At 70.2% G+C, this 23,671-nt stretch carries 21 protein-coding genes and 1 pseudogene; 14 read left to right on the plus strand and 8 right to left on the minus strand.

The annotated features are described in order from the left end of the window. Nucleotides 1-119 precede the first annotated feature (119 nt). The 10 genes from AB0O34_RS29690 to AB0O34_RS29735 all read left to right on the plus strand — a co-directional run bounded on the left by AB0O34_RS29690 (nt 120) and on the right by AB0O34_RS29735 (nt 11,226). A complete protein-coding gene (locus tag AB0O34_RS29690; protein WP_363920982.1) occupies nt 120-1,583 on the plus strand; it encodes a hypothetical protein in 1,464 nt (487 codons plus the stop codon). A 211-nt stretch (nt 1,584-1,794) separates the two neighbouring features. Then, a complete protein-coding gene (gene uvrC / locus AB0O34_RS29695; protein WP_363920984.1) occupies nt 1,795-3,711 on the plus strand; it encodes an excinuclease ABC subunit UvrC in 1,917 nt (638 codons plus the stop codon). Nucleotides 3,712-3,812: 101 nt separating this feature from the next. Continuing rightward, nucleotides 3,813-4,655 (plus strand): RNase adapter RapZ, encoded by an 843-nt coding sequence (gene rapZ / locus AB0O34_RS29700; RefSeq protein WP_363921016.1) that lies wholly within the window; start codon nt 3,813-3,815, stop codon nt 4,653-4,655. A 230-nt stretch (nt 4,656-4,885) separates the two neighbouring features. Beyond that, the gene (gene yvcK, locus AB0O34_RS29705; RefSeq protein ID WP_363921018.1) at nt 4,886-5,803 is read left to right on the plus strand and encodes a uridine diphosphate-N-acetylglucosamine-binding protein YvcK; all 918 of its coding nucleotides are present in this window, start codon (nt 4,886-4,888) and stop codon (nt 5,801-5,803) included. 137 nt (nt 5,804-5,940) lie between these two features. Then, nucleotides 5,941-6,921 carry a DNA-binding protein WhiA gene (whiA, locus tag AB0O34_RS29710; RefSeq protein ID WP_248965560.1) on the plus strand — a complete coding sequence of 327 codons (981 nt, stop codon included), beginning with the start codon at nt 5,941-5,943 and terminating at the stop codon, nt 6,919-6,921. Between the two features lie 507 nt (nt 6,922-7,428). Continuing rightward, on the plus strand, nt 7,429-8,433 hold the full coding sequence (gene gap / locus AB0O34_RS29715) for a type I glyceraldehyde-3-phosphate dehydrogenase (RefSeq protein ID WP_363920987.1): 1,005 nt from the start codon (nt 7,429-7,431) through the stop codon (nt 8,431-8,433). Next, nucleotides 8,433-9,620, plus strand: a complete 1,188-nt coding sequence (locus tag AB0O34_RS29720) for a phosphoglycerate kinase (protein WP_363920989.1) — start codon at nt 8,433-8,435, stop codon at nt 9,618-9,620. Before gap ends, AB0O34_RS29720 begins: the two co-directional genes overlap by 1 nt. A 7-nt stretch (nt 9,621-9,627) precedes the next feature. Continuing rightward, on the plus strand, nt 9,628-10,413 hold the full coding sequence (tpiA, locus tag AB0O34_RS29725) for a triose-phosphate isomerase (RefSeq protein WP_363920991.1): 786 nt from the start codon (nt 9,628-9,630) through the stop codon (nt 10,411-10,413). A 129-nt stretch (nt 10,414-10,542) separates the two neighbouring features. Continuing rightward, a complete protein-coding gene (gene secG / locus AB0O34_RS29730) occupies nt 10,543-10,773 on the plus strand; it encodes a preprotein translocase subunit SecG (RefSeq protein WP_363920993.1) in 231 nt (76 codons plus the stop codon). A gap of 108 nt (nt 10,774-10,881) precedes the next feature. Continuing rightward, complete coding sequence (locus tag AB0O34_RS29735; RefSeq protein WP_344945325.1) at nt 10,882-11,226, plus strand: RNA polymerase-binding protein RbpA; 345 nt, start codon at nt 10,882-10,884, stop codon at nt 11,224-11,226. Nucleotides 11,227-11,299: 73 nt separating this feature from the next. Here AB0O34_RS29735 and AB0O34_RS29740 read toward each other — a convergent pair whose 3' ends face one another. Next, complete coding sequence (locus AB0O34_RS29740; RefSeq protein WP_363920995.1) at nt 11,300-12,973, minus strand: amidohydrolase; 1,674 nt, start codon at nt 12,971-12,973, stop codon at nt 11,300-11,302. 374 nt (nt 12,974-13,347) lie between these two features. Here AB0O34_RS29740 and AB0O34_RS29745 point away from each other — a divergent pair, with 374 nt between their 5' ends. Continuing rightward, nucleotides 13,348-14,403, plus strand: a complete 1,056-nt coding sequence (locus AB0O34_RS29745; RefSeq protein WP_363920997.1) for a GNAT family N-acetyltransferase — start codon at nt 13,348-13,350, stop codon at nt 14,401-14,403. A 247-nt stretch (nt 14,404-14,650) separates the two neighbouring features. Here AB0O34_RS29745 and AB0O34_RS29750 read toward each other — a convergent pair. The 3 genes and pseudogenes from AB0O34_RS29750 to tnpA form a co-directional block, all read right to left on the minus strand. After that, nucleotides 14,651-15,070, minus strand: a pseudogene (locus AB0O34_RS29750) (Clp protease N-terminal domain-containing protein); the annotation flags it as partial. A 145-nt stretch (nt 15,071-15,215) separates the two neighbouring features. After that, nucleotides 15,216-15,707: an SRPBCC domain-containing protein gene (locus tag AB0O34_RS29755; protein WP_363920999.1), complete on the minus strand. Its 492-nt coding sequence runs from the start codon at nt 15,705-15,707 to the stop codon at nt 15,216-15,218. A 371-nt stretch (nt 15,708-16,078) separates the two neighbouring features. Next, entirely contained in the window at nt 16,079-16,507 is a 429-nt protein-coding gene (tnpA, locus tag AB0O34_RS29760) for an IS200/IS605 family transposase (RefSeq protein WP_363921001.1), read from the minus strand. Between the two features lie 24 nt (nt 16,508-16,531). Between tnpA and AB0O34_RS29765 the strand changes: the two genes are divergently transcribed. After that, nucleotides 16,532-17,455, plus strand: a complete 924-nt coding sequence (locus AB0O34_RS29765) for a transposase (RefSeq protein WP_363921003.1) — start codon at nt 16,532-16,534, stop codon at nt 17,453-17,455. Between the two features lie 152 nt (nt 17,456-17,607). On the opposite strand, the gene AB0O34_RS29770 is transcribed toward AB0O34_RS29765, so the two are convergent. Next, on the minus strand, nt 17,608-18,018 hold the full coding sequence (locus tag AB0O34_RS29770) for an ATP-binding protein (protein WP_363921005.1): 411 nt from the start codon (nt 18,016-18,018) through the stop codon (nt 17,608-17,610). A gap of 331 nt (nt 18,019-18,349) precedes the next feature. On the opposite strand from AB0O34_RS29770, the gene AB0O34_RS29775 reads away from it, so the two are divergent. Then, on the plus strand, nt 18,350-19,597 hold the full coding sequence (locus AB0O34_RS29775) for a helix-turn-helix transcriptional regulator (RefSeq protein ID WP_363921007.1): 1,248 nt from the start codon (nt 18,350-18,352) through the stop codon (nt 19,595-19,597). A gap of 31 nt (nt 19,598-19,628) precedes the next feature. On the opposite strand, the gene AB0O34_RS29780 is transcribed toward AB0O34_RS29775, so the two are convergent. The 3 genes from AB0O34_RS29780 to AB0O34_RS29790 form a co-directional block, all read right to left on the minus strand. Further along, the gene (locus AB0O34_RS29780) at nt 19,629-21,053 is read right to left on the minus strand and encodes an NAD(P)/FAD-dependent oxidoreductase (RefSeq protein ID WP_363921009.1); all 1,425 of its coding nucleotides are present in this window, start codon (nt 21,051-21,053) and stop codon (nt 19,629-19,631) included. Nucleotides 21,054-21,196: 143 nt separating this feature from the next. Beyond that, nucleotides 21,197-21,808 (minus strand): hypothetical protein, encoded by a 612-nt coding sequence (locus tag AB0O34_RS29785; protein WP_363921011.1) that lies wholly within the window; start codon nt 21,806-21,808, stop codon nt 21,197-21,199. 209 nt (nt 21,809-22,017) lie between these two features. After that, nucleotides 22,018-22,596: a CGNR zinc finger domain-containing protein gene (locus tag AB0O34_RS29790; RefSeq protein ID WP_363921012.1), complete on the minus strand. Its 579-nt coding sequence runs from the start codon at nt 22,594-22,596 to the stop codon at nt 22,018-22,020. 197 nt (nt 22,597-22,793) lie between these two features. On the opposite strand from AB0O34_RS29790, the gene AB0O34_RS29795 reads away from it, so the two are divergent. After that, nucleotides 22,794-23,573, plus strand: a complete 780-nt coding sequence (locus AB0O34_RS29795; RefSeq protein ID WP_363921014.1) for a class I SAM-dependent methyltransferase — start codon at nt 22,794-22,796, stop codon at nt 23,571-23,573. Nucleotides 23,574-23,671: the final 98 nt, after the last annotated feature.

Below are 23,671 nucleotides of genomic sequence, written 5' to 3' on the forward strand. Positions count from 1 at the left end.
GGGTGAAGGGCATCGGCCCTTCACCCCCGCCCGTTCGCGCTGGAACGTTTGCGGGACACTGACCTCTGATGGACAGCTCCTCCCGGACGCATGTGATCCCATTCGTGGGGGGAGAAGCCATGCGGGTGCGCGGTGGGGGATATCTGCTGCTGTCGGGAATCGTGTCGGCCTGGTCGGTGCTCGTCGTCAGCAGGCATGCCTGGACCGGTGACTGGCATCTCCACGTGGCCACGGTGCGGGCCCTGGCCCACCATCCGCTGGCGCCCGAGGACCCGCTGGTGGGCGGGTACGTGCCGAGCCCCTACTTCACGCCGTACACATTGCTTCTGGCCGTCGTCTCCCGGATGACCGGCCGGTCGCCGGAAGCCGTCCTGGAGTGGGCGGGCGTGGCGAACACCGGGCTGCTGCTGTGGGGGCTGCGTCTGTTCTGCCGCCGCCTCAGCGACCGGACGGCGACGGCCGTACTCGCCGTGGTCTTCGTCCTGCTGCTCTGGGGGACGCGGCCCTTCGCGTGGAGCGGGTTCTTCCCGATGGCCTCGCTGTCGTTCACCCAGCCCTATCCGTCCACGCCGGCCCTGGCGCTCATGCTGATGTGCCTGGCGGTCCTGTTGCGCCTCCGTGAGGAGGGCCGCCGGGCCGACCTGGTGCGCCTGGTCGTGCTGGCGGCGCTGATCCTGCTGGTGCACCCCTTCACCGCCGCCGAGACCGCCTTCGTGGCCGCCGCCTTCCTGCTCGCCCGGCCCGGCGCCTGGACCAGGGGACGGCTGCTCGGGCTCGCGTGCGCGGGCCTCGCCGCGCTCGCCCTCGCGGCGCTCTGGCCGTACGCCGAGATGTCGGCGCTGGCTCAGGCGGGGTCCGCCTTCTCGCGGATCCACTCGACCCTCGTCGCGCACGCCTTCTGGAAGTACTGGCTGGTCCTGGCGGGGATACCGGCCCTGTGGCTCGGCGTGCGGCTGCCGCTCGGGCGAGAGCTGGCCGTGGGGTTCGTGGCCGGGACGGCCGTGGTGATCGTGGCGGTTCTCCTCGGGCGGTACGAGTTCACCAGGCTCATCCCGGTCATCGCGCTGATGTCCCATCTCGCCCTGGCCCGCTGCCTGGGGGACCGGCTGGCGGGCTGGAAGCCGTACGGCGCCGTGGCGGCCACGGCGTGCGTGGCCGGCCTGTGGGGCGCGGCGCCGGGGATCGCCCGCGCGCTGCCGCCACGCGTTCAGGCGAGCCTGGTCCCGGCCACGGTGATCAAGCACTGGCCGGGCGGCAAGACCGACGACCGTGCCCGGTTCGCCCGGCCGTACGTGCGTGACGGCGACGTCGTGATGGCCAGGCGCGCCGCCGCCACGCGCATGCTCGTGGGATGGGGGGTACGCGCGGTCGCCCCGCCCTACCCCTATCCGTTCGTGGCCGACGAGGCGGAGCGCCGCGCGGCGCAGCGGCGCGTGTTCGCGGGCGCGACCCCGCCGCAGGAGCGGCTGGCCCTCGCCGACCGGTACGGCGTGCGGTGCCTGCTGGGCCGCGGCCTGCCCGAGGTGCCCGGGTTCATCCTGGTGGCCGCCTCCGGCCGCGAAACGCTGGTCTGCAGGCCGTGACAGGTCGCCGCCGCGGGGCGTTGAGACTGGGGACGCCGGGGCGGCGGAACCGCACGGGGACCCGCTCTGGCGCGATCACCTCGCGGCGGCGCGAGCGGAAGATCGTCCACCGAGCCCCATGGGCCCGAGCAGGGATCTTCACCCCTCTGTCACGCCCCTATGCGTCGCTGGATCGCCCTATTCTGTCGGCGGGTCCGGATAGGCTTTCAGTGTGGCAAGACCCGCGAACACCCCCCTGAGTTTTCGTCCCGAGCCGGGGTCGATCCCCGAGTCGCCGGGCGTCTACCGCTTCAGGGACGCCCACGGCCGGGTCATCTACGTCGGCAAGGCCAAGAGCCTGCGGCAGCGCCTCAACTCCTACTTCGCCGACTTCGCCGGCCTGCATCCGCGCACCCAGACGATGCTCACCTCGGCCGAGGGCGTCGACTGGACCGTCGTCGGCACCGAGGTCGAGGCTCTCCAGCTCGAATACTCCTGGATCAAGGAGTTCGACCCCCGGTTCAACGTCAAATACCGGGACGACAAGTCCTATCCCTTCCTGGCCGTCACGATGGGCGACGCCTTCCCCCGGGTGCAGGTTCTGCGCGGCGCCAAGCGCAAGGGCACGCGTTACTTCGGGCCCTACTCCCACGCCTGGGCGATCCGCGAGACCGTCGATCTTCTGCTCCGTGTGTTCCCGGTGCGCACCTGCTCGGCGGGGGTGTTCAAGCGCGCCGGGCAGATCGGGCGGCCGTGCCTGCTCGGCTATATCGACAAGTGCTCGGCCCCCTGCGTCGGCAGGGTGAGCGAGGAGGAGCACCGCGCGCTCGCCGAGGACTTCTGTGACTTCATGGCGGGCAACACCACCCGCTTCATCAAGCGGCTGGAGCGCGCCATGCGCGACGCCGCCTCCGCCGAGGAGTTCGAGAGGGCCGCGCGGCTCCGCGACGACATCCAGGCACTCCAGCGCGCCCTCGAGAAGCAGGCCGTGGTGCTCGGCGAGGGCACCGACTGCGACGTGGTCGCGCTCGCCGAAGATCCGCTGGAGGCGGCCATCCAGGTCTTCTACGTGCGCGGAGGCCGCATCCGAGGCCAGCGCGGGTGGGTCGTCGACAAGGTGGAGGAGTCCTCCCCGGGTGAGCTGGTGGAGCACTTCTTGCTGCAGATGTACGGGGAGGCCGCTCCCGAGGCGGTGCCCCGCGAGGTCCTGGTCGCGGCCCTTCCGCCCGAGGTCGACGCGGTCGCCGAGCTCCTCACCGAGCAGCGGGGCGCGAGGGTCGAGGTGCGGGTGCCCCAGCGTGGCGACAAGAAGACGCTGATGGAGACCGTCGGGCGCAACGCCAAGGAGTCGCTGGCCCAGCACAAGCTGCGCAGGGCGAGTGATCTCACCACCCGCAGCCGGGCGCTGCAGGAGATCGCCGACGCCCTCGATCTCGACCAGGCGCCGCTGCGCATCGAGTGCTACGACGTCTCCCACCTGATGGGAGACGACGTCGTGGCCTCGATGGTCGTGTTCGAGGACGGCCTGGCCCGCAAGAGCGAGTATCGCCGATTCGCGATCCGGGGCACGGCAGGCCAGGGCGATGTCGCCTCGATCTACGAAGTGATCTCCCGGCGGTTCAAGCGCCACGTGGAGGAGCGGGCGGCGAGCGGTGAGCTCGATCCCGAGCCCATCGACCCTGAGACGGGCAAGCCCCGCAGGTTCGCCTATCCCCCCAATCTGGTCGTGGTCGACGGTGGCCCGGCTCAGGTGGCGGCGGCGCGGCGGGCGCTCGACGAGCTCGGGGTCGACGACGTCTCGGTCAGCGGGCTGGCCAAGCGGCTCGAAGAGGTCTGGCTTCCCGGCGACGATCAGCCTGTCATCCTGCCCCGGAGCAGCGAGGGGCTCTATCTTCTACAGAGGGTGCGCGATGAGGCTCACCGATTCGCCATCACCTACCATCGATCAAAACGCGCAAAGTCTGTCAAAGAGAGCGCTCTTGACGAGATTCGCGGGCTCGGATCGGCACGCAAGCAGGCTTTGCTGAAGCGCTTCGGATCCGTCAAACGGTTGCAGGGGGCCTCCGTAGACGAAATCCGCGAGGTTCCTGGCATCGGGCTTTCGACGGCCGAGGCGATCGTTGCGGCGCTGAAGGGGGAGGGCACGTGACCGAGAACACCAGCGGAAACGACAAAGACCACGACACCTCGCGGTCGCGCTCCGGCGAGCCGCGAGACCGCAAGGGCGCGGCGAGCGAGACCGCGTTCGTCATCGTCACCGGCATGTCCGGGGCCGGGCGGAGCACGGCGGCCAAGGCCCTGGAAGATCTGGGCTGGTTCGTCATCGACAACCTGCCGCCGGGCATGCTGTTCGCCATGGCCGAGGAGGCAGGCCGGGTCAAGCTCGACACCGACAAGGTCGCGGCCGTCGTCGACGTGCGCAGCCTGGCCTTCACCACCGACCTCAACACCGCGATCGAGGAGCTGGAGGCGCGCGGGGTCGCCGTGCGCGTGGTCTTCCTGGAGGCCAGCGACGAGGAGCTCGTCCGCCGCTTCGAGAACGTCCGGCGCCCGCACCCGCTCCAGGGCGAGGGGCGTCTGGTCGACGGCATCGCCAGGGAGCGCGGCATCCTGCGGGAGGTCCGTGCCAACGCCGACCTGGTCATCGACACCTCCTCGCACAACGTGCACGAGCTGCGAGGCAAGATCGTCTCGTTCTTCGGCGGCGAGGACCGTCCCGGCCTGCGGGTCAACGTCGTGTCCTTCGGGTTCAAGTACGGACTGCCGGTGGACGCCGATCTGGTGGTCGACTGCAGGTTCCTGCCGAACCCCCACTGGGTGCCCGAGCTCCGCCCCATGAGCGGCCTCGACACCCCCGTACGGGAGTACGTCCTGAACCAGCCGGGCGCCAAGGAGTTCCTGGACGCCTACGAGGAGGTTCTCAGCGTCGTCGCCACCGGTTACGTCCGCGAGGGCAAGGGCTACGCCACCCTCGCCGTGGGCTGCACCGGCGGCAAGCACCGGAGCGTGGCCATGTCCGAGCAGATCGGCGGCCGATTGCGCGATCGGGGCATGGAAGTGCAGGTGAGCCATCGGGATGTGGGCCGCGAGTGAGCGATCGAAACGGGGCACCTGCGGGCACGTCCCGTGGTGAGGTCCCGCCGAGCGGGCGATCGGACAGCGAGACCGAAGAGGGTGAGCACCCAGGCGCTGCCGGGCCGGAAGTCTTGGAGCGGGACGAGCTCTCGCCGAAGGGGGCCGGCAGGCGTGAGGGCAAGCTGAGCGCGCTGCAGGAGGCCGGCAGCGGTGAGGGCAGGCTGGGGGTCCCAGGGCGTGAGCCGCGGGTGGTCGCCTTCGGCGGTGGGCATGGTCTGTACGCCTCTCTGTCGGCCCTACGGAGGGTCACGGGCGAGCTGACGGCGGTCGTGACCGTCGCCGACGACGGGGGCTCCAGCGGGCGGCTCAGGCGCGAGCTGGGCGTCCTTCCTCCCGGTGACCTGCGCATGGCGCTGGCCGCTCTGTGCGGAGACGACGACTGGGGCCAGACCTGGAGCAAGGTCGTCCAGCACCGCTTCCGCAGCGAAGGCGAGTTACACGGCCACGCGCTCGGCAACCTTTTGATCGTGGCGCTCTGGGAGCTGCTCGACGACCCTGTGGCCGGGCTCGACTGGGTGGGCCGCCTGCTGGGGGCGCACGGGCGGGTGCTGCCGATGGCGTCTGTCCCGATCGACATCGAGGCCGAGGTGGAGCTAGACGGCATGGTGACGGTCGTCCGGGGGCAGGTGGCCTGCGCGGTCACGCCCGGCAACGTCCAGGCGATCTCCCTGGTGCCCGCCGATCCGCCGGCCTGTCCCGAGGCGGTGGAGGCCGTGCGCGGCGCCGACTGGGTCGTGTTCGGCCCGGGGTCGTGGTTCACCAGCGTGCTGCCGCACCTGAAGGTGCCCCAGCTCGCCGAGGTCCTGCACGCCACCGCCGCCCGGCGGCTGGTCACGCTGAACCTCGCGCCCCAACCGGGCGAGACCGACGGTTTCTCCGCCGAGAAGCACCTGCAGGTGCTGCGCGAGCACGCCCCCGACCTCACGGTCGACGTCGTGCTGGCCGATCACGGGGTGGTGGAGGAGCGTGACGAGCTGGAGAAGGCCGCCGACGCGCTCGGCGGGCGCCTGGTGCTCGCCGACGTGGCGGCCTCCGACGGCTCTCCAAGGCATGATGCACGACGGCTTGCCTCGGTCCTGGACGAGATTTTCCGTGGGAAGCGTTGATCCTGGTCAGCGCACCCACGGGGTGCGAGAGACTTGCCGGGGGCCGATGGAGCCGCGTCGGGCGGAGACAACGTCCACGGGCGCGAGGATGCGGCTTCGACCATGAGACGCGTCTGTTTGGGGGAGGACACAGGCACATGGCCATGACGGGTGTGGTGAAGGACGAGCTGAGCCGGCTTGCGGTGCTGAAGCCTTGCTGCCGCAAGGCCGAGGTGTCGACATTGCTTCGGTTCGCGAGCGGGCTGCACCTTGTGGGCGGGCGCATCGTGATAGAGGCGGAGCTCGACACCAATGTCACCGCTCGACGTCTGATCAAGGACATCGGCGAGGTGTTCGGGCACAAGGCCGAGGTGCTGGTGCTCGCACCGGCCGGCCTGCGCAAGGGCTCGAGGTATGTGGTCCGGGTTTATCGCGACGGCGAGGCGCTGGCGCGTCAGACCGGTTTGATCGACAACCACGGGCGCCCGGTGCGCGGGCTGCCGCGCCAGGTGGTGTCCGGGGCGACGTGCGATGCCGAGGCCGCGTGGCGGGGTGCCTTCCTCGCGCACGGCTCGCTCACGGAGCCGGGCCGCTCGATGTCGCTGGAGGTGACCTGCCCTGGCCCGGAGGCGGCGCTGGCGCTGGTCGGCTCCGCGCGGCGGCTCAAGATCCACGCCAAGGCGCGGGAGGTGCGCGGGGTCGACCGGGTTGTGGTCAGGGACGGCGACGCGATCAGCGCGCTGCTCACCCGCCTCGGGGCCCACGACAGCGTGCTGGCCTGGGAGGAGCGCCGCATGCGCCGCGAGGTGCGTGCCACGGCCCACCGGCTCGCCAACTTCGACGACGCCAACCTGCGCAGGTCGGCCCGTGCGGCCGTGGCCGCGGGGGCCAGGGTCCAGCGCGCGCTGGAGATCCTCGGCGACGACGCGCCCGAGCACCTGGTGATCGCCGGGCGGCTGCGGGTGGAGCACAAGCAGGCGTCGCTGGAGGAGCTCGGCCAGATCGCCGACCCTCCGCTGACCAAGGACGCCATCGCGGGCAGGATCCGGCGGCTGCTGGCCATGGCCGACAAGCGGGCCTCGGATCTCGGCATAGCCAGCACCGACGCCAACCTCACCGCCGAGATGCTGGCCCCCTGACCCGCGGCGCGCCCGCCCCCTGACCGATTCGGGGCCCGACCCCGCGTTCCCGCCCGGCTGACCGCTTCCCGCGACGTGTTCACCGGGATGGCGTTCGCCGGTGCCCCCGTCTTCCTTCTGGCGTACGGGGTCATCCGGCTGCCGTCCGCCGGCCGGGCCGGCGTGCCCTTTGTACTGCGCCAGGTGTTTCGTTGATCCGCTTCGAGGCGTGATCTTCGGGGACGGGCGTGCCCGGGTCGTGGTTGTAGGTGGAGCAGGGCTCGTTGTGGCGACCGTCGGGTGCTGTGACGCCGGGTGGCCCGTGGGTGGGGCGGGCCGCGGCGGGGAGCCGGGGGCGGCGATGATCGGTGGGCTGAGCTGGGGGGATGTCCTGGGGGACGGGCGGGGTTCGCAAAGGGGAGAGCCACGTGGTCTACACCAATTATTACCCGGTAGGGTTATCTGAGGTTTCAGCCCGCCACGGCGCCGGCACGAGCCGGCGCACGAAGTTCGAGGAGATCTGTTTCCGTGAGCATCCGCGTAGGCATCAACGGCTTCGGCCGTATCGGCCGCAACTTCTGGCGAGCCGTAGCGGCCAGCGGTAAGGACATCGAGATCGTCGCGGTCAACGACCTGACCGACAACGCCAGCCTTGCCCACCTGCTGAAGTACGACAGCATTCTTGGCCGTCTGCCGTACGAAGTGAAGAGCAGCGCCGACGAGATCACCGTCGACGGCAAGGCGATCAAGGTGTTCGCCGAGCGTGACCCCGCCAAGCTCCCCTGGGGCGAGTTGGGTGTCGACGTGGTCGTGGAGTCCACCGGCCTGTTCACCGACGCCGACAAGGCGCGGGTGCACGCTGAGAACGGCGCCAAGAAGGTGATCATCTCCGCCCCGGCCAAGGGCGAGGACATCACCATCGTCATGGGTGTCAACCATGACAAGTACGACCCCTCGGCGCACACGATCATCTCCAACGCCTCCTGCACGACCAACTGCCTGGCTCCCATGGCAAAGGTCATCAACGACACCTTCGGTATCGAGAAGGGTCTGATGACCACGATCCACGCCTACACCCAGGACCAGAACCTCCAGGACGGCCCCCACAAGGACCTGCGCCGCGCCCGCGCCGCCGCCCTGAACATCGTGCCGACCTCCACCGGCGCCGCCAAGGCGATCGGCCTTGTGCTCCCCGAGCTCAAGGGCAGGCTCGACGGCTTCGCGCTGCGGGTGCCGATCCCCACCGGCTCCGCCACCGACCTGACCGTCGACGTCAGCCGTGAGACCTCCGTCGAAGAGGTCAACGCCGCGATCAAGGCCGCCGCCGAGGGCCCGCTGCGCGGTTTCCTCACCTACACCGAGGACGAGATCGTTTCGTCCGACATCGTCACCGACCCCTCCTCCTGCATCTTCGACGCCGGCCTCACCAAGGTCATCGGCAACCAGGTGAAGGTCGTCGGCTGGTACGACAACGAGTGGGGCTACTCCAACCGTCTCGGTGACCTCATCGAGCTGGTGGGCTCGCAGCTCTGATGCAGACCATCGACTCCCTCGACGTCAAGGGCCGGCGCGTGCTCGTGCGCGCCGACCTCAACGTCCCCCTCGACGGGGACACCATCACCGACGACGGCCGCATCCGCGCCTCGGTCCCGACGATCACGTCGCTGGCCGAGCGCGGTGCGCGGGTGATCGTCTGCGCCCACCTCGGCCGCCCCAAGGGCAAGGTCGCGCCGGAGTTCTCGCTGGCTCCGGTGGCCGCGCGGCTGGGTGAGCTGCTCGGCCGCCCGGTGAAGTTCGCCGAGGACGTCGTCGGCGACTCCGCCCGGAGCACCGCCGAGGGCCTGGCCGACGGGGAGGTCGCCCTCCTTGAGAACCTCCGCTTCGAGCCCGGAGAGGAGTCCAAGGACGACGAGGTGCGCGGCGCGTTCGCGGGCAGGCTCGCCGAGCTGGCCGAGCTCTACGTCGGCGACGGGTTCGGCGCGGTGCACCGCAAGCACGCCAGCGTCTACGACGTGCCCAAGCGTCTCCCGCACGCGGCGGGCGGGCTGGTCGTGGCCGAGGTCGAGGTTCTGAAGAAGCTCACCGAGGACCCCGCCAGGCCGTACGCCGTCGTGCTCGGCGGCGCCAAGGTCTCCGACAAGCTCGGCGTGATCGCCAACCTGCTCGGCAAGGTCGACCGTCTGATCATCGGCGGTGGCATGGCGTACACCTTCCTCAAGGCCCAGGGCCACGAGGTCGGCAACTCCCTGCTGCAGGCCGACCAGCTCGACCAGGTGCGCGGCTTCATCGCCGAGGCCGACAAGCGCGGGGTCGACCTCGTGCTCCCGGTCGACGTGCTGGCGGCGACCGAGTTCGCCGAGGACGCCGAGCACGAGGTGGTCGAGGCGACGGCGATCCCCGCCGACCGCGAGGGCCTCGACATCGGCCCGAAGACCCGCGAGCTGTTCGCGGGCAAGCTGGCCGACGCCGCGACCGTCTTCTGGAACGGCCCGATGGGCGTGTTCGAATTCGACGCGTTCGCCGGCGGCACCCGTGCGGTGGCCGAGGCGCTGATCGCCTCTGACGCGTTCACCGTGGTGGGTGGTGGCGACTCGGCCGCCGCCGTGCGTAAGCTCGGTCTCCCCGAGGACGGCTTCTCCCACATCTCGACCGGTGGCGGAGCCAGCCTCGAATACCTTGAGGGCAAGACCCTCCCCGGACTCGCCGCGCTGGAGGACTGAGCGACACATGAGCACAGCCCGCAAGCCGCTCGTCGCCGGCAACTGGAAGATGAACCTCAACCACCTTGAGGCCATCGCGCTCGTCCAGAAGCTCGCGTTCACGCTGACCGACAAGGACTTCGACCGCACCGAGGTGGCGGTGCTGCCGCCGTTCACCGATCTGCGCAGCGTGCAGACCCTGGTGGACGGCGACAAGCTCCGCATCGAGTACGGCGCGCAGGACCTGTCCGCCCACGACAGCGGCGCCTACACCGGTGAGATCTCCGGTTCGATGCTCGCCAAGCTGGGCTGCACGTTCGTCCTGGCCGGGCACTCCGAGCGGCGCGAGCACCACTGCGAGGACGACCAGCTCGTCAACGCCAAGGTGCAGGCGGCCTACCGGCACTCGCTCACGCCGATCCTGTGCGTGGGCGAGGGCCTTCCGGTCCGCCAGGCCGGCGGCCACGTCGCCTACGCCCTGTCGCAGCTCGACGCCGCGCTCAACGGCGTGAAGACCGACCAGGCCAAGTCGCTCGTCGTCGCCTACGAGCCGGTGTGGGCCATCGGCACCGGTGAGGTGGCGACGCCCGACGACGCTCAGGAGGTCTGCGGGGCCATTCGCACGCGACTCGCCGAGCTGTACGACGACGAGGTGGCCGGTGGTATCCGTATCCTTTACGGTGGGTCGGTCAAGTCCGGCAACATCGCCGGCATCATGGCTCAGCCCGATGTCGACGGAGCCCTGGTGGGTGGCGCGAGCCTCGACCCGGTCGAGTTCGTAAAGATCTGCCGTTTTGGCGAAATGTCGGGCTAGCTGAGCTATTTCGGAGGTACAAGTTGACATCACGACGTACCCTCGAAGAGAAACTTTGAATCATCACCCCGGCGATCGCCGGGCAGGTCAGGTCGCGCTTCGGCGCGCGTAACAGAGAACAGGTCAACGGTGACTATCGGAATCTCCATCGCCCTCATCCTGTCGAGCGCGCTAATGGTGCTGCTCGTGTTGCTCCACAAGGGCAAGGGTGGCGGCCTCTCGGATCTCTTCGGCGGCGGGTTCACGTCGTCGTTCGGCGGGTCCTCGGTCGTGGAGCGGAACCTCGACCGGCTGACGGTCATCACCGGCACGATCTGGTTCGTCTGCATCATCGCGCTGGGTTTGCTGCTCAAGCCGTAGCTGACCGACCGGCGTAGTGACCTTACCGGGGGTAACGGTCATTCCCGGCAAGCCTGACAGAGATTCTTTCCCCGTCCGTGGCGGGGCGATCAAGCGAGGAGTTCATCCGTGGGTAGTGGCAACGCGATCCGTGGTAGCCGTGTCGGCGCCGGTCCGATGGGGGAGGCCGAGCGTGGCGAGGCGGCCCCTCGAGTGCGGGTAGCGTTCTGGTGCGCCAACATGCACGAGACGCGTCCGAGCTTCGCCAGTGACGCGGCCGTCCCGGAGTACTGGGATTGCCCTCGATGCGGTCTGCCCGCCGGTCAGGACGAGTCGGCCCCGCCCGCGCCTCCGCGCAACGAGCCGTACAAGACGCACCTGGCCTACGTGAAGGAGCGGCGCAGCGACACCGACGGCGCCGCGATCCTCGCCGAGGCCCTGGAGCGGCTTCGCAACAACCGTTCGCCCTGGTAGGACTTTTCCGGTAGTGCTTCAGTGAGCGATGCCCCCGCGGGAGACCCGCGGGGGCATTCTCATCGGGGGTGACTCAGGCCGGGCGCTCGTAGACGGCGTCGCCGCCGACGAAGGTCATGGCCACCTCGGTGGTCCAGATCTCCTTGGCCGGCAGCTCGAACGGGTCGCGGTCGAGCACCACCAGGTCGGCGCGGTTGCCCTCCGCGATGACGCCGGCCTCGTCGTCGTGGTTGATCCACGCCGATCCGGCGGTGTAGGCGGTCATCACGGTGGCAAGGTCGAGGCTCTGCCCCGGCAGGAACGGCGTCTGGGCCGTCGGGTAGCCCGCATGCACCGACCCGCCGGGTTCGGTGCGGTTGACCGCCACGTGCATGCCCTGCAGCGGGTCGGCCGAGGAGACCGGCCAGTCGCTGCCCGCGCACAGCCGCGCGCCCGTACGCACGAGGTCGGCGAACGGGTACTGCCAGGACGAGCGCTCCTCGCCCAAGTAGGGGATGCACAGCTCGTCCATCTGCAGGTGATGGGTGGCCCACAGCGGCTGGAGGTTGGCGGTGACGCCGAGCCGCGCGAAGCGGGGCACGTCGGAGGGTTCGACGATCTGCAGGTGGGCGATGTGGTGCCGGTTGCCGGGCGCCGTCCCCTCCAGGGCGTCCAGGGACTCCCGCACGGCGCGCTCGCCGATGGCGTGGAAGTGCACCTGGAAGCCCAGGCGGTCGAGCTCGGAGACGTAGCCCTTGAGCAGGGCCGGGTCGACGTACGACAGGCCGCGCTGGTCGGGGCCGCAGTTGCAGTAGGGCTCGATGACGGCGGCGGTGAAGTTCTCCGCGATGCCGTCCTGCATGATCTTCACAGAGCCGGCGGAGAACAGCCCGCCGGCCTGGGAGCGGCGTTCGGTCATCTCCTCGATCTGCTCGGAGCCCCTGGTGCGGTCCCACCACAGGGCGCCGACGACGCGTGCCCTCAGCCGTCCCGCCCCGGCGGCGGACAGGTAGGCGGGGAAGTAGTCGTCGGAGCCCGCGTACGAGCCGACGATCGCGTCCTGCCAGCCGGTGATGCCCAAGGAGAACAGGTACGACTGCGCGTCCATCAGGGCCGCGTCGACGTCGCCGGCGGTCGGCCGGGGGGTGAGCAGGCCGACCAGGTCCATGGCGCCCTCGTGCAGGACCCCGCTCGGCGTGCCGTCGGGGTCGCGCTCGATGCGGCCGTCGGCGGGGTCGGGCGTCTCGGCGGTGATCCCGGCGATCGAAAGGGCCCGGGTGTTCACCCAGGCGGCGTGGTGGTCGCGCTGGATCAGGTAGACGGGCCGGTCGACGAAGTCGATCTGCGTGCGGTGGGGGAGCCCGCCGGGGAAGGCGGCCATGTCCCAGCCGCCGCCGTCGATCCATTTCTTGTCCGGGTGCTCCTTGGCGTACACCGCGACCTTCTGGACGTAGGCGGCGAGGCCGAACACCTCCGACAGCTCGCACTTCGACCGCTCCAGCCCGGCCTGTACGGGATGGATGTGGGCGTCGGTGAACCCGGGCGTCAGCAGCCTCCCGGCGAGGTCGACCGTCTCGTGCCCGGGGCGCGCCCGCCGTGCGACGTCGGCCTCGGCGCCCACGGCGGCGATCCGCCCGTCCCGGACCAGCACCGCCTCCGCGTACGCGTCCGGGCCGGGGGATCCGGGATGGGAGGGATATATGGGAGCGCCGGGCAAGCGTGCAGAACCGGTGAACACGCGTCCGCCGCGGAAGAGCAGATCGGTCATCGAGAATCCGGGGCCCGCGCCCGCCCAGCCTCGGCCGGGTGCGGGACCCCTCCTCCTACCTGTTGATCGTTATGGTGGTGGTGCCGGTGTCGCTCGCCGTCGAAGGGTTCGCTCACCGTGGGCGCGCGTCGGCCGGGGGGCGGAGCCGATCAGGTCTCCGCAGCGGGGAACGCCGCCTGCTCGTATCGCCACATCCTGCTATATCCGTCAGCCGCTCCGCAGCCTGGCACCGGAAAGCACGGCGATTCACGACACGTCGTATGAAATCACGCGTTCAGCAGCAAAGCATGTAAACGAAACCGTGGGCTCATCCCTGTGTAGCAGCTTCGTAACAGTCCGGCGGCATTCTGGTGACCAGACAAGAGGGGGTTTCAATGGGATTTTTGCGGATTCGTACCACGGTTGACGAGCGGCCGGGCCGGTTGGCGTCCCTCACCGCCGCGCTCGCGGCCAAGGGCGGCAACATCCTTGGACTCAGTGTCCAACCTGACACCGACGGCACCGTGGACGAGTTCGTCGCCGACATCCCGGCCTCCGCCGAGACCGTACGCGAAGCCCTGGAGGCGGCCGGCGGCCGGCGCGTTCAGGTCGTGCCCGCCACCGCTCACGAACTGACCGACGAGCCGACCCGCGTCCTGCTGCTCGCCGCCCGCCTGCGGGCCACGCCCTGGCGCCTGCCCGAGGTGCTGGCCGACCTGCTGCGGGCCGACGACGCCCGCTGGGTGTACGGATCCGACATGTCGTCCGAGCTGCCCGACCCGACGCTGCTCACCGTGCCCGTCGCCTCCCGCCGCTCCGTACGGCTGCGCAGGAGCGGGCTGTCGTTCACGCTCACCGAGGCCGCCCGCGCGGCGGCGCTCGTACGGCTGGCGCAGCCTCCGGCCGAGGCCACGGCGGCGGAGCGCCCGGTGCTGCTCAGCGACGGGGTGGAGGTGCAGGTGCGCCCGCTCACCCTGCTCTACCGCGAGGCCGTGCGCGACCTGCACGACCGGTGCTCTCCCGACTCCCGCAGGTTCCGCTACTTCACCTCCATGCCGGCCCTGCCGCCGCGCATGTTCGACCGGCTCTGCGACCGCGATCGCGGGCACTCGCTCGTGGCCGGGCACGACGGCCAGGTCGTGGCGCTCGCCAACCTGATCTTCACCCAGGATCCCGGCATCGCCGAGATGGCGTTCCTGGTCGAGGACCGGTGGCAGGCGCGCGGCCTTGGGGGCGCGCTCGCCCGCATGTTGCTCCAGGAGGCCTGTGACCTGGGCTTCGCCGAGGTCAGGGCGACCCTGCTGTCCGACAACGTGCGCATGCGCCGCCTGCTGCTCTCGCTCGGAGCCACGCTGGCGTACACCGAGGACCCCGGCGTGCTGGAGGCGAGGATGGCCGCGGGCACGACGGTGCCCGCGCACCGCGACTCGGCCGCCGGGCGCCGCGACTGACCGCTGCGATCCGGGGACGCTCGGGGACTCCGGATCGCAGCTGTTCACGTGATCACTTGGGATCCGCCTCGCTCGTGCCCGCGCCGCCCGGGTCGGGCGGCGCGCCCATGGCGTCGAGCCTGCGCTCGATGCGGTCGAGGCTCTCCTGGATGCGCTCCAGGCGTGAGCCCAGCCCCTGCGCGGGGGTGAACACCATGGTGTCCTCCGCGGGGTTGCCGAGGCGGCGGACCCTGCGGGTCTCCGCCCCCTCGATGAGCTGCTCGCGCACCTGCTGCAGGTCGACCTCGTGGAGCGCCAGCACCTGGACGGCGACGCCCTCGCCCTCGCGCACCAGGCCGAGCAGGATGTGCTCGGTGCTGATGTAGTTGTGATGCAGCTGGAGGGCTTCGCGGAGGGACAGTTCGAGAACCTTCTTGGCACGCGGGGTGAACGGGATGTGCGCTCCCGGGGTGCTCTCCCCGGGCCCGACGATGTCCTCGACGTTGGTCCTGACGTCGTCCAGGCTGAGGCCGAGGCCCTTCAGAACCGTCGCCGCGAGCCCCTTGCCCTCGCCCAGGAGGCCGAGGAGCACGTGCTCGGTGCCGATGTAGCCGTGGTTGAGCCGCCTGGCCTCTTCCTGGGCGGCGACCACGGCACGACGGGCGGAATCGGTGAAGCGCTCGAACACGGGGAGCCTCCGGTGGAAGTCGGCCGGGCCGCCGGCATGGGGACCGGCCTGGTACGGCTTCTTCCACTATGCGGCAAACCACCCCGCTACGGACAGGCATCCGGGCGCCACCCTTCCGGGTGAGGCCGGGACGGACCGGCGCGGGTCAGCCGCGCGGCGCGTGGCCGGCCAGGTGCTCGGCCAGGCGGTCGAAGAACTCCAGCCAGCCCGCCCTGGACGCGGCGGCGTGCGCCTCGCCGGTGTTGTATCCGGCCTGGTGGAACACCATCTCGGTCTTGCCGCCGAGATCGTCGAGGCCCGTGAAGGTGACGGTCACCACCGACGCGAGGTCGCCGTGGGTGTTGCCGGGGTCCCCGGTGGTGAACACCAGCCGCTCGGGAGCCTCCACCTTGCGGTAGACGCCGTCCAGAAGCTGCTCGGCGCCGTCATCGGCGACCACGACCGCGCGCCAGGTGCCGCCCGGCCTGAGGTCCATCGAGATCTTGGAGACCGGCGTGGTGTACGCGCGGGGGCCGAACCAGTGGGTGAAGTGCCCGGGGTCGGTCCAGGCCGTGAACACCAGCTCGCGCGGGGCGTCGAAAACGTATGTGATCGTGTACTCGGCGGTCACCGCCGGAGTGGACGACGTTCCGGTCATGCTGGTCCCTTTCGTACAGGCCCTCGGCGAGGGGTCGGACCGTGCGGACCCCTCGACGGGGCGGTCCAAGGCCACCTGCTCCCCGGCCGCCGTGAGCTGGGCCGGGGCCCGGCCACGGCAGGGTATCCGATCACTGCCCCGCGAACACGCGGTGTCACGCGTCAGCCGAAGGTTTTTGTTTCCGGATAGACGGGTGGCGTGCCGCGACCTGGAAGCGGCGCCGCCCTGCGGCCTGGAACGGGCACCGCTCCGCGAGTACGCGGCATCATGCTCTGGCCGGAAGGTCCTGTCTTCAGCCTCATCTAGCGAGGAACCCGGGGGGTTTACGCCCGGGAGGAATCGCTTCCCTGACCTGGGTTTCTGTCCGGACGTTAGTCCGGACGCTTCTGGTTCTCGATGTACTCCTTGATGATCGACAGGGGGGCTCCGCCACAGGAGGCGACGAAGTAGGAGGGTGACCAGAAGTGGCCACCCCACAGGTAGTTGCGGATGTGGGCCGGGTACTCCTTGCGCAGCAGCCGGGCCGAGACGCCCTTAAGGGACTTGACGAGGGTGGACAGCGCGACCTTGGGCGGGTAGTGGACGAGGAGATGGACGTGATTGTGTTCACCGTTGAACTTGACCAGCGTGGCCTCGAAGCTGTCGCAAATCTCGATCATGATGGCTTCACAGCGGCACAGGATCTCGTCGGTGAACACCTTCCGCCGGTACTTGGGCGTGAAGACCAAATGGGCGTGCAGACTGTAGACCACACTGCGGCCTCGGCAGATATCGGGGTTCGGTTCCCATCGAGGTGACATGGGCCAAACGGTAATGTGTTCGATATGAGGCTGGTGGTGCAGGTGAAACTCCTGCCGACGCCCGAGCAGGCGGCGGCGCTGGAGGCAACCCTGCGCGCTGCCAACCGGGCCGCCGATCTGGTATCGCGGATTGCGTTCACCCAGCGCTGCTTCCGCAACTACGACCTGCGCAAGCACACCTACGATCGGATCAAGGCCGAGTTCGGGCTGGCCGCCCAGGCCGCCCAGCACGTGATCAAGAAGGTTGCCGACGCCTACCGCACCCTGCAGGCCAACCTGGCCGCCGCAAACCTGGGCAAGCGGGGATCGGCGCGGCGGGTCAAAGCCGAGAGCAAACCGATCACCTTCCGCATCGGCGCAGCCCAGCCCTACGATGACCGGTGTCTGTCCTGGCAGCTCCAGACTCGCACAGTGTCGATCTGGACCGTGGCTGGCGGCAAGGGCCTGAACGCGGTCCGCCACCGGCATCGCCAGTTGCGCTGCCGGTTGCAGTCCAAGCAGACCAAGTCCGCCAAGCGGCTCCTCAAACGCCGGGCCCGCAAAGAGGCCCGGTTCGCCGCGAATGTCAACCATGTGATCGCCAAGCAGATCGTGACCGAGGCAGAACGCACCTTTCGTGGCATCGCCCTGGAAGACCTCCAAGGCATCCGCGAGAGGGTACGGCTTCGCAAGCCCCAGCGGGTCACGCTGCACGCTTGGAGTTTCCAGCAGCTGGGAGGCTTCATCGCCTACAAGGCGGCCCGCCGGGGAGTCGCCGTGATCCATGTGGATCCGGCCTATAGTTCCCAGCAGTGCTCGGCCTGCGGGCACGTGGACAAGAAGAACCGACCGGACCGGGAAACGTTCTCCTGTACGTCGTGCGGCTTCGCTGAGCACGCCGACGTCAACGCAGCCCGCAACATCGCCTCACGCGGTGTGGCGGGCTGGGCAGTGAGTCACGCTGCCTGACGTGGACCAGACCGTCGAGGCCATCGACGGCGAGGAGCTGCAAGCTCGGTCGTTTACGGCCGAGAAGCTGACATCTGGTTGGTGCCTCCGTCCACGTACAGCTCGGTGCCTGGGGCTTCCTCGGCAGAACCCTGACGTGATCGACCCGGTGTTCACCGGCGTGGGAGGTGGACGACGATGTGTTTGCCGCCTCCGGCTGTCGGCTCGACGGTGTGCTGTCCTCCCGCCTCCTCGGTGAGGAGCATGACCATGCGAAGCCCCCGGCCGCCGTCGTCACGGGACGTGGTCAGCGCCCGGGGCAGGCGCGGGTGTGTGTCGTGGACGGCCACGGTGAGCCAGCGCGCGTCGGCCGCCAGCGTCACCGTGGCGGTGGGAGACTCGGCGGCGGCGTGCTCGGCGACGTTCGTCACCAGCTCCGTCGCGATGAGGCTCGCGGTGAACGCGGTCTCCCGGCCGATGGCCCAGGAGGCGAGCGTTCGCACCGTCTCGTGCCTGGCCATGGGCACCTGCTCGATCGTGGAGAGCACCACGAAGACATGGCTCACCCGCCCAACGGAAAGCATCCCGATCCCTTCTCCCATCGGCGCCGCGCCCTTTTCGCGGGCGGCTGTCAGCGTCGGGGGAGAAGGCCTTACGGGAAACGCCGTTCCGTCATTGATCGGTGGCATTGCGTTATGACAGATTGGCATCGCGGACGCCGTCGGATCCTCCTACGGTGACGCGCCTGGCGGGCTTCGGGAGAAAGGACTCGGGCGCATGGGGGAGCGGCTCTGTCCGGGCTGCCGGAGGACGATGCTGAGCCGCTACAGCCGTGATCCCGTGTGCGCTCCCTGCCTGCGGGTGACCCGTGGCGCGCGTCCCGTGACACCGGCGTGGTTGTGGGACTGCCCGCCGATGCGCGAGGCGCTGGCCTCGGCCGATCTGGCCGCGTTCGTCGCGATCGTGCGCGCGGCGATGAGGCTGAGCCAGCTTGAGCTCGCCTGCCTGGTGGGCTGGTCGCAGAGCACGGTCAACCGCATCGAGAGCGGTGAGCGCGACACGATCTACGACATCCGTCAGATCCTTCGCTTCGCGGATGCCGTCGACATGCCGCGCCACGCTCTCATGCCCCTGCTTGTCGGGAATCCGGTGGCAGATGCGGCTGTTGCGGGCACAAATCCTGATATGGACATGGACCGTCGGCACTTCAACGGAGTCCTCGCAGGCAGCTTCGCGGCGAGCATCGGATGGGGCTCCGTGACCATCCCGGCTCGCGTCGAAGCTGCCCACATCAAGCATCTCAAGGCGACGATTCGGCGCCTTTACTCGGACGACCAGCGAATAGGCGGCGGCATGCTCCTAGCCCCCGCGCTGCACCAGCTCGCCAGAGTACGGCGAATGCTCGACGAAGCCGACTTCACCGAATCGATCGGCCGCCGCCTGCTGTCGACAGCGGGTGAGTTGTGCGTATGCGCCGGCTGGCTCGCCTATGACTCCGGGGACCAGAACCTCGCCCGGCAGTTGTACGCCGAGGCGTACATGTACGCGGGCCACGCCGGTGACGAGCGCCTTCGCGTGAACGTCACGTCGTACCTGGCGATGCAGGCCATACGGCTGGCGCGGACGAATCCCGGCCGGGCACGCGAGGCGCTGCACTCCGTCGCCGTGGGGAGGGACGCCGCCCGCAGGTGGGCGACCCCCCGGGTGTACGCGCTCCTCGCCGTCCGTGAGGCCGTCGCTCACGCCACCCTGGGCGACCAGATCGCGTGTCGCAAGGCCATCGCGACGGCATGGCGTGAGGTGGAACACGGAACTCATGAGGACGATCCGGCCTGGACGGGTTTCGTGAGCCAGACCACGCTGACCTATTTCGAGGGGCTGACCTCGCTGGCCCTCGACAAGCCCGTTCTCGCTGTCGACCGGTTCCGGAGTCTGCTCGGCGAATCGGCGATAGGGGACCGGAACCGGCTCTATTACCGTTCCTGTCTGGCCAACGCGTTGCTGGCCTCGGGATCGAGAACGGAGTCGTTGAACGAGGGGTTGAATCTGCTTTCGCATGTGAACGGGTCACGGCGGACGTTGCAGGAGTTGGCGCCGTTGCGGGCGGTGGCGGGGGAGTCATCGGAGTTCGCCGACCGGTACGACCGGCTCCTCGCGGCCTAGCTTCGTGATCGAGGACCTCGCCGTGAGGAAGTCAAAGGCCGTATTCCTCCAGGAGGTGGAGCCAGATCTCACTCACGGTCGGGAACGCGGGAACGGCGTGCCACAGCCGGTCGAGGGGGACCTCTCCGGTGACCGCGATGGTGGCCCCGTGGAGAAGGTCGGCCACCGCGGGGCCGGCGAAGGTGACGCCGAGAAGCACACGACGGTCCTCGTCGACGACCGCCTTCGCCCGGCCGGTGTAGCCGTCCGCCTGGAGCCGGGCGCCGGGGACCGCACCCATGTCGTACTCGACGGTGCGCACCGCGAACCCGTCGGCGCGGGCCCGCGACTCGGTGCGCCCGACCGCGCAGACCTCCGGGTCGGTGAAGATCACCTGGGGGGCGCCCAGGTCGTCGGCGGTGTCGCGGAGCGCCGGCAGGTCGTCGGGCAGGCCCGCGGCGCGGGCGGAGATCACGTCGCCGCACACCCGGGCCTGGTACTTGCCCATGTGGGTGAGCAGGTTGAGCCCGTTGACGTCGCCGACGGCGTAGAGCCAGCCGCCGGGGACCCCCGTCGCCCGCATGCTCGCGTCCACCTCGATCGGGCCGTCCGTCCTCAGGCCGGCCGTCTCGAGGCCGATGTCGCCCACGGCCGCCCGGCGGCCGGTGGCGACGAGGATCTCGTCGGCCTCGATCAGCGAGCCGTCGTCGGTGTGGACGGTGACCGGGCCACCTGGGACCGGACGCTCGACACGGGTGGGGGAGCGGCCGAAGCGCACGTCGATGCCCGACTCCCGGAACGACTTCGCCAGCAACTCGCCGGCGAACGGCTCGGTCCTGGAGAGCAGGCGGTTCCCGCGGACGAGCACGGTCGTCTCCTCGGCGCCGAGGGCGTGCAGCGCCTGGGACATCTCGCAGGCGACGGCCCCGCCGCCGATCACGACCAGTCGCTTCGGCACCTGCCGGGCGCTGGTCGCTTCCCGGTTGGTCCACGGGCGTGCCTCCCGGAGCCCGGGCACGTCCGGGGTGGCGGGGTCGCTGCCGGTCGCGACGACGACGGCATGCCGGGCCCGCAGCGCCAGGGTGCCGCCGTCGGGTGTGGCCACCTCGACCAGCAGGGGCCCTGCCAGGCGTCCCCGGCCCCGGACGAACGTCGCCGGAACACTCTCGATCCAGCTCACCTGGCCGCGGTCGTCGAAGTGGGACACCATCTCGTCGCGGCGGGCCAGCACCGCGGCGGCGTCGATCGGGCCGCGGAGCTCCACCCCGGGCATCCGGCTCACCTCGGCCGCCAGATCCACCGGACGCAGCAGCGCCTTGCTGGGAACGCACGCGTAGTAGGCGCACTCGCCGCCCGCCAGGCGCTCCTCGACCACGGCCGCCGTCAGGCCGCCCCGCACGGCGCGCGCGGCGGCGGTCTCCCCGACCGGTCCCGCGCCGATCACGATCACGTCGAAGACGCCGTCCTCATCCGCCATGGAACCCGCACCCCCGTTGTCGCAGGTCACGCCCCCGCTCGCCTAGTCTTCCCCCTTCCGGGGCCGTACCCCTGGGCGGGTACGGCCGCGGGGGGCCGGGGTCGGCGTTGTCCAGCCGGAGCCTTCCGTCGTTCTGCGGCCGGTCAGCTCGCGCCCGGCACGGTGACGTTCTGTTCCTTGAAGTCGTAGCCCGTCTTCGAGGCGTCCTTCCGCAGGCCGTCCATGGATGCCTTGCTGGTGTCCAGGTCGGCCTCCGTGGCGGTGCCGCCCTTGAGCTTGTCGGTGAGGCTGGTGAACTTGCTACTGACGCCTTCGACGGCCTTGCACAGCGTGGGATTGGCCACCGCGAAGCCCTTGGCGACCTTCAGCTCGTGCAGGGCGAAGACGCCCGCCACGGCCGCCTTCACGAAGGTGCGCTTGCGCTTCTCGGCCCCGGCGTTGAAGCCGCCACTGCGCAGCGGCTTGTAGATGTAGCGGTGGAAGGCTCCGAGCGCGAGCCCGGCGTGCAGGGCGAAGCGGGTCTTGGCGAACGGCTTGGCGTTGCCTCCCGTCGGGCACTCGGCGTTGTACTCGGTTTCGGTGCCCGCCGGCGGCTGGCCACCCGCAGGAGGCGCTTGGCCGGCCGGGCTGGTGGCGACCGCGTTCTCGGGCGTCACAACGGCGGTCTTGTGACCGCCGCAGCCGCCGAGCAGCGCCACCGCTAGAAAAGCCGCCGCCGCCGGTACGGCGACGGATCGAGGACTCCGTACAGCCACTTGTTCCCCCCATGGAGCTTCGCGGCGGGGCGGACCGCGCCTCCGGGGGCGTCTTCTTCTCGGAGACCGGTCGCCTGCCAGGTGAACGGCTGGTCGCCGTTCGCTGTGATCGTCCGGTCTGTTCCCACTGTAGTCGCATCGACACTTTCCGTGACCGTTGCTTTACGTGGCTTTGGTGCGAGGCGCGGTCGTGGCGGGCCGTCGGGAGGCTAGGGACGGCCGGCGCGGGCGCGGAAGGCGGCGGTCTTGACGCGGTTCTGGCAGGCGGTGGAGCAGAAGCGGCGGGTGCCGTTGCGCGAGGTGTCGACGTAGACGCGGTCGCAGTGCGGCGCGGTGCACACGCCGAGCCGGTCGTGCAGCTCGCTGCCGAGCACGATGGCCAGGCCGGTGGCGCACGAGGCGGCCCACTCGTCGGACCGGCTCTCACCCTTCCCGTGGAAGTGCAGGTGCCAGGGCTCGCCGTCGTGCCGGTCGAGGCGGGGCCGTGCCTGGAAGCGGTCGAGCATGTGGTTCACCTGCTCGGCGGCGGTGTCGATGTCGCCGGCCTCGACCGCGTCGAAGACCAGGCGCAGCTCGGTGGCGACGCCGGCCAGGCCGCGCGCCTCGGCGTCGGTCACCTCGGGGGCGTGCCGGCTGCCGGCGCGCAGGGCGGCGGTGACCGCCTCGCGCCGCTTCGGCCCCTCGGGCGGGAGCGCGTACGGCCTGCCGCGCGCCTCGCCCGCCGTCAGCGTGTTGATGAGGGACGCCGCGACCGTCACCACGGCGTCGGAGTGGCTGTTGAAGTTCACTGTGACCAGTTACACCCTCGCGTTGGGATTCGCGACCATCAACCTAGCCCATGACGGTCACGAGAGAGGACGACGGGCTGGGCCGGTCCGCCTGTCCCCGGGAACAGGTAACCGTCGAAACCCTCTTGACCCGTTACGTGCTCACGGTCTATCCTGTCACTATTCAAAGTATAGACAACAGTTACAAGGGGGTTGCGATGCCGGCTCTTTCTCGTGAGGTGGCGCAGGACTGGATCGCCCGGTGGGACCGTCAGCAGGAGGGTTACCTGCCCGACCGGGAGGAGCGGTTCACGGCGCTGATCGACGCCGTCGAGGCCGGCGCCGGGCGGCCCGACCCGCTGGTCCTCGACCTCGGCTGCGGGCCCGGCTCACTCGCCGGCCGCCTGCTCGACCGCCTCCCCGAGGCCACGGTCGTCGCCATCGACGCCGATCCGCTGCTCCTGGCCCTCGGCCGCGCGTGCCACGCGGGCAGGCCGGGGCTGCGCTTCGAGGACCTCGACCTGCGCGCGGCCGGATGGGCCTCGACCCTGGGTCTCGACCGCCCGGTGGACGTGGCGGTGAGCACCACCGCGCTTCACTGGCTGCCCGAGGCGGGGCTGCGCACGATGTTCGCCGAGCTGTGCCTCGTGCTGCGTCCCGGAGGGCTGTTCCTCAACGGCGACCACCTCGACGTGGAAGACGTCTCGCCGGCGCTGGCCAAGATCGAGCACGCGATCTACGACCGGGCGACCCGGCGGCGCTTCGGCGAGGGCATGCCCGAGGACTGGCGCCAGTGGTGGGACGCGGTCGACGCGGACCCGGTGCTGTCGGGTCTGCGTGCGGAGCGGGAGCGCAGGAGCGCCGCCGCCGCGCACCACGGTTCGGAGTCGGGGAATCTTTCGACGCACGTCACCGCGCTCCGCGGTGCCGGTTTCGCCGAGATCGGCACGCTCTGGCAGAACGGCAACAACCGGCTCCTCGCCGCCGTCCGCCCCTGATAGACTTGACCTCCTCCTTGCCCTGAAGGGCGGGGATTCCTACCCTCGCGGGTAGGGTTTCCTGCTTCGTCGCGGGTTGCGTCCCCGGCTTCCGCCGG

The organism is Sphaerisporangium sp. NPDC088356 (assembly GCF_040685555.1).
Classification (GTDB): Bacteria; Actinomycetota; Actinomycetes; order Streptosporangiales; family Streptosporangiaceae; genus Sphaerisporangium.

Excerpts from the sequence above, each read along its gene's own strand:
- AB0O34_RS29740 (WP_363920995.1), bottom strand. The coding sequence starts at position 12,973 with ATGACCGATCTGCTCTTCCGCGGCGGACGCGTGTTCACCGGTTCTGCA.
- AB0O34_RS29795 (WP_363921014.1), top strand. The coding sequence starts at position 22,794 with ATGCCGGCTCTTTCTCGTGAGGTGGCGCAGGACTGGATCGCCCGGTGG.
- AB0O34_RS29770 (WP_363921005.1), bottom strand. The coding sequence starts at position 18,018 with ATGCTTTCCGTTGGGCGGGTGAGCCATGTCTTCGTGGTGCTCTCCACG.
- AB0O34_RS29720 (WP_363920989.1), top strand. The coding sequence starts at position 8,433 with ATGCAGACCATCGACTCCCTCGACGTCAAGGGCCGGCGCGTGCTCGTG.
- AB0O34_RS29775 (WP_363921007.1), top strand. The coding sequence starts at position 18,350 with ATGCGCGAGGCGCTGGCCTCGGCCGATCTGGCCGCGTTCGTCGCGATC.
- AB0O34_RS29765 (WP_363921003.1), top strand. The coding sequence starts at position 16,532 with ATGAGGCTGGTGGTGCAGGTGAAACTCCTGCCGACGCCCGAGCAGGCG.
- tpiA (WP_363920991.1), top strand. The coding sequence starts at position 9,628 with ATGAGCACAGCCCGCAAGCCGCTCGTCGCCGGCAACTGGAAGATGAAC.
- AB0O34_RS29690 (WP_363920982.1), top strand. The coding sequence starts at position 120 with ATGCGGGTGCGCGGTGGGGGATATCTGCTGCTGTCGGGAATCGTGTCG.
- tnpA (WP_363921001.1), bottom strand. The coding sequence starts at position 16,507 with ATGTCACCTCGATGGGAACCGAACCCCGATATCTGCCGAGGCCGCAGT.
- whiA (WP_248965560.1), top strand. The coding sequence starts at position 5,941 with ATGGCCATGACGGGTGTGGTGAAGGACGAGCTGAGCCGGCTTGCGGTG.
- AB0O34_RS29780 (WP_363921009.1), bottom strand. The coding sequence starts at position 21,053 with ATGGCGGATGAGGACGGCGTCTTCGACGTGATCGTGATCGGCGCGGGA.
- AB0O34_RS29755 (WP_363920999.1), bottom strand. The coding sequence starts at position 15,707 with ATGACCGGAACGTCGTCCACTCCGGCGGTGACCGCCGAGTACACGATC.
- AB0O34_RS29745 (WP_363920997.1), top strand. The coding sequence starts at position 13,348 with ATGGGATTTTTGCGGATTCGTACCACGGTTGACGAGCGGCCGGGCCGG.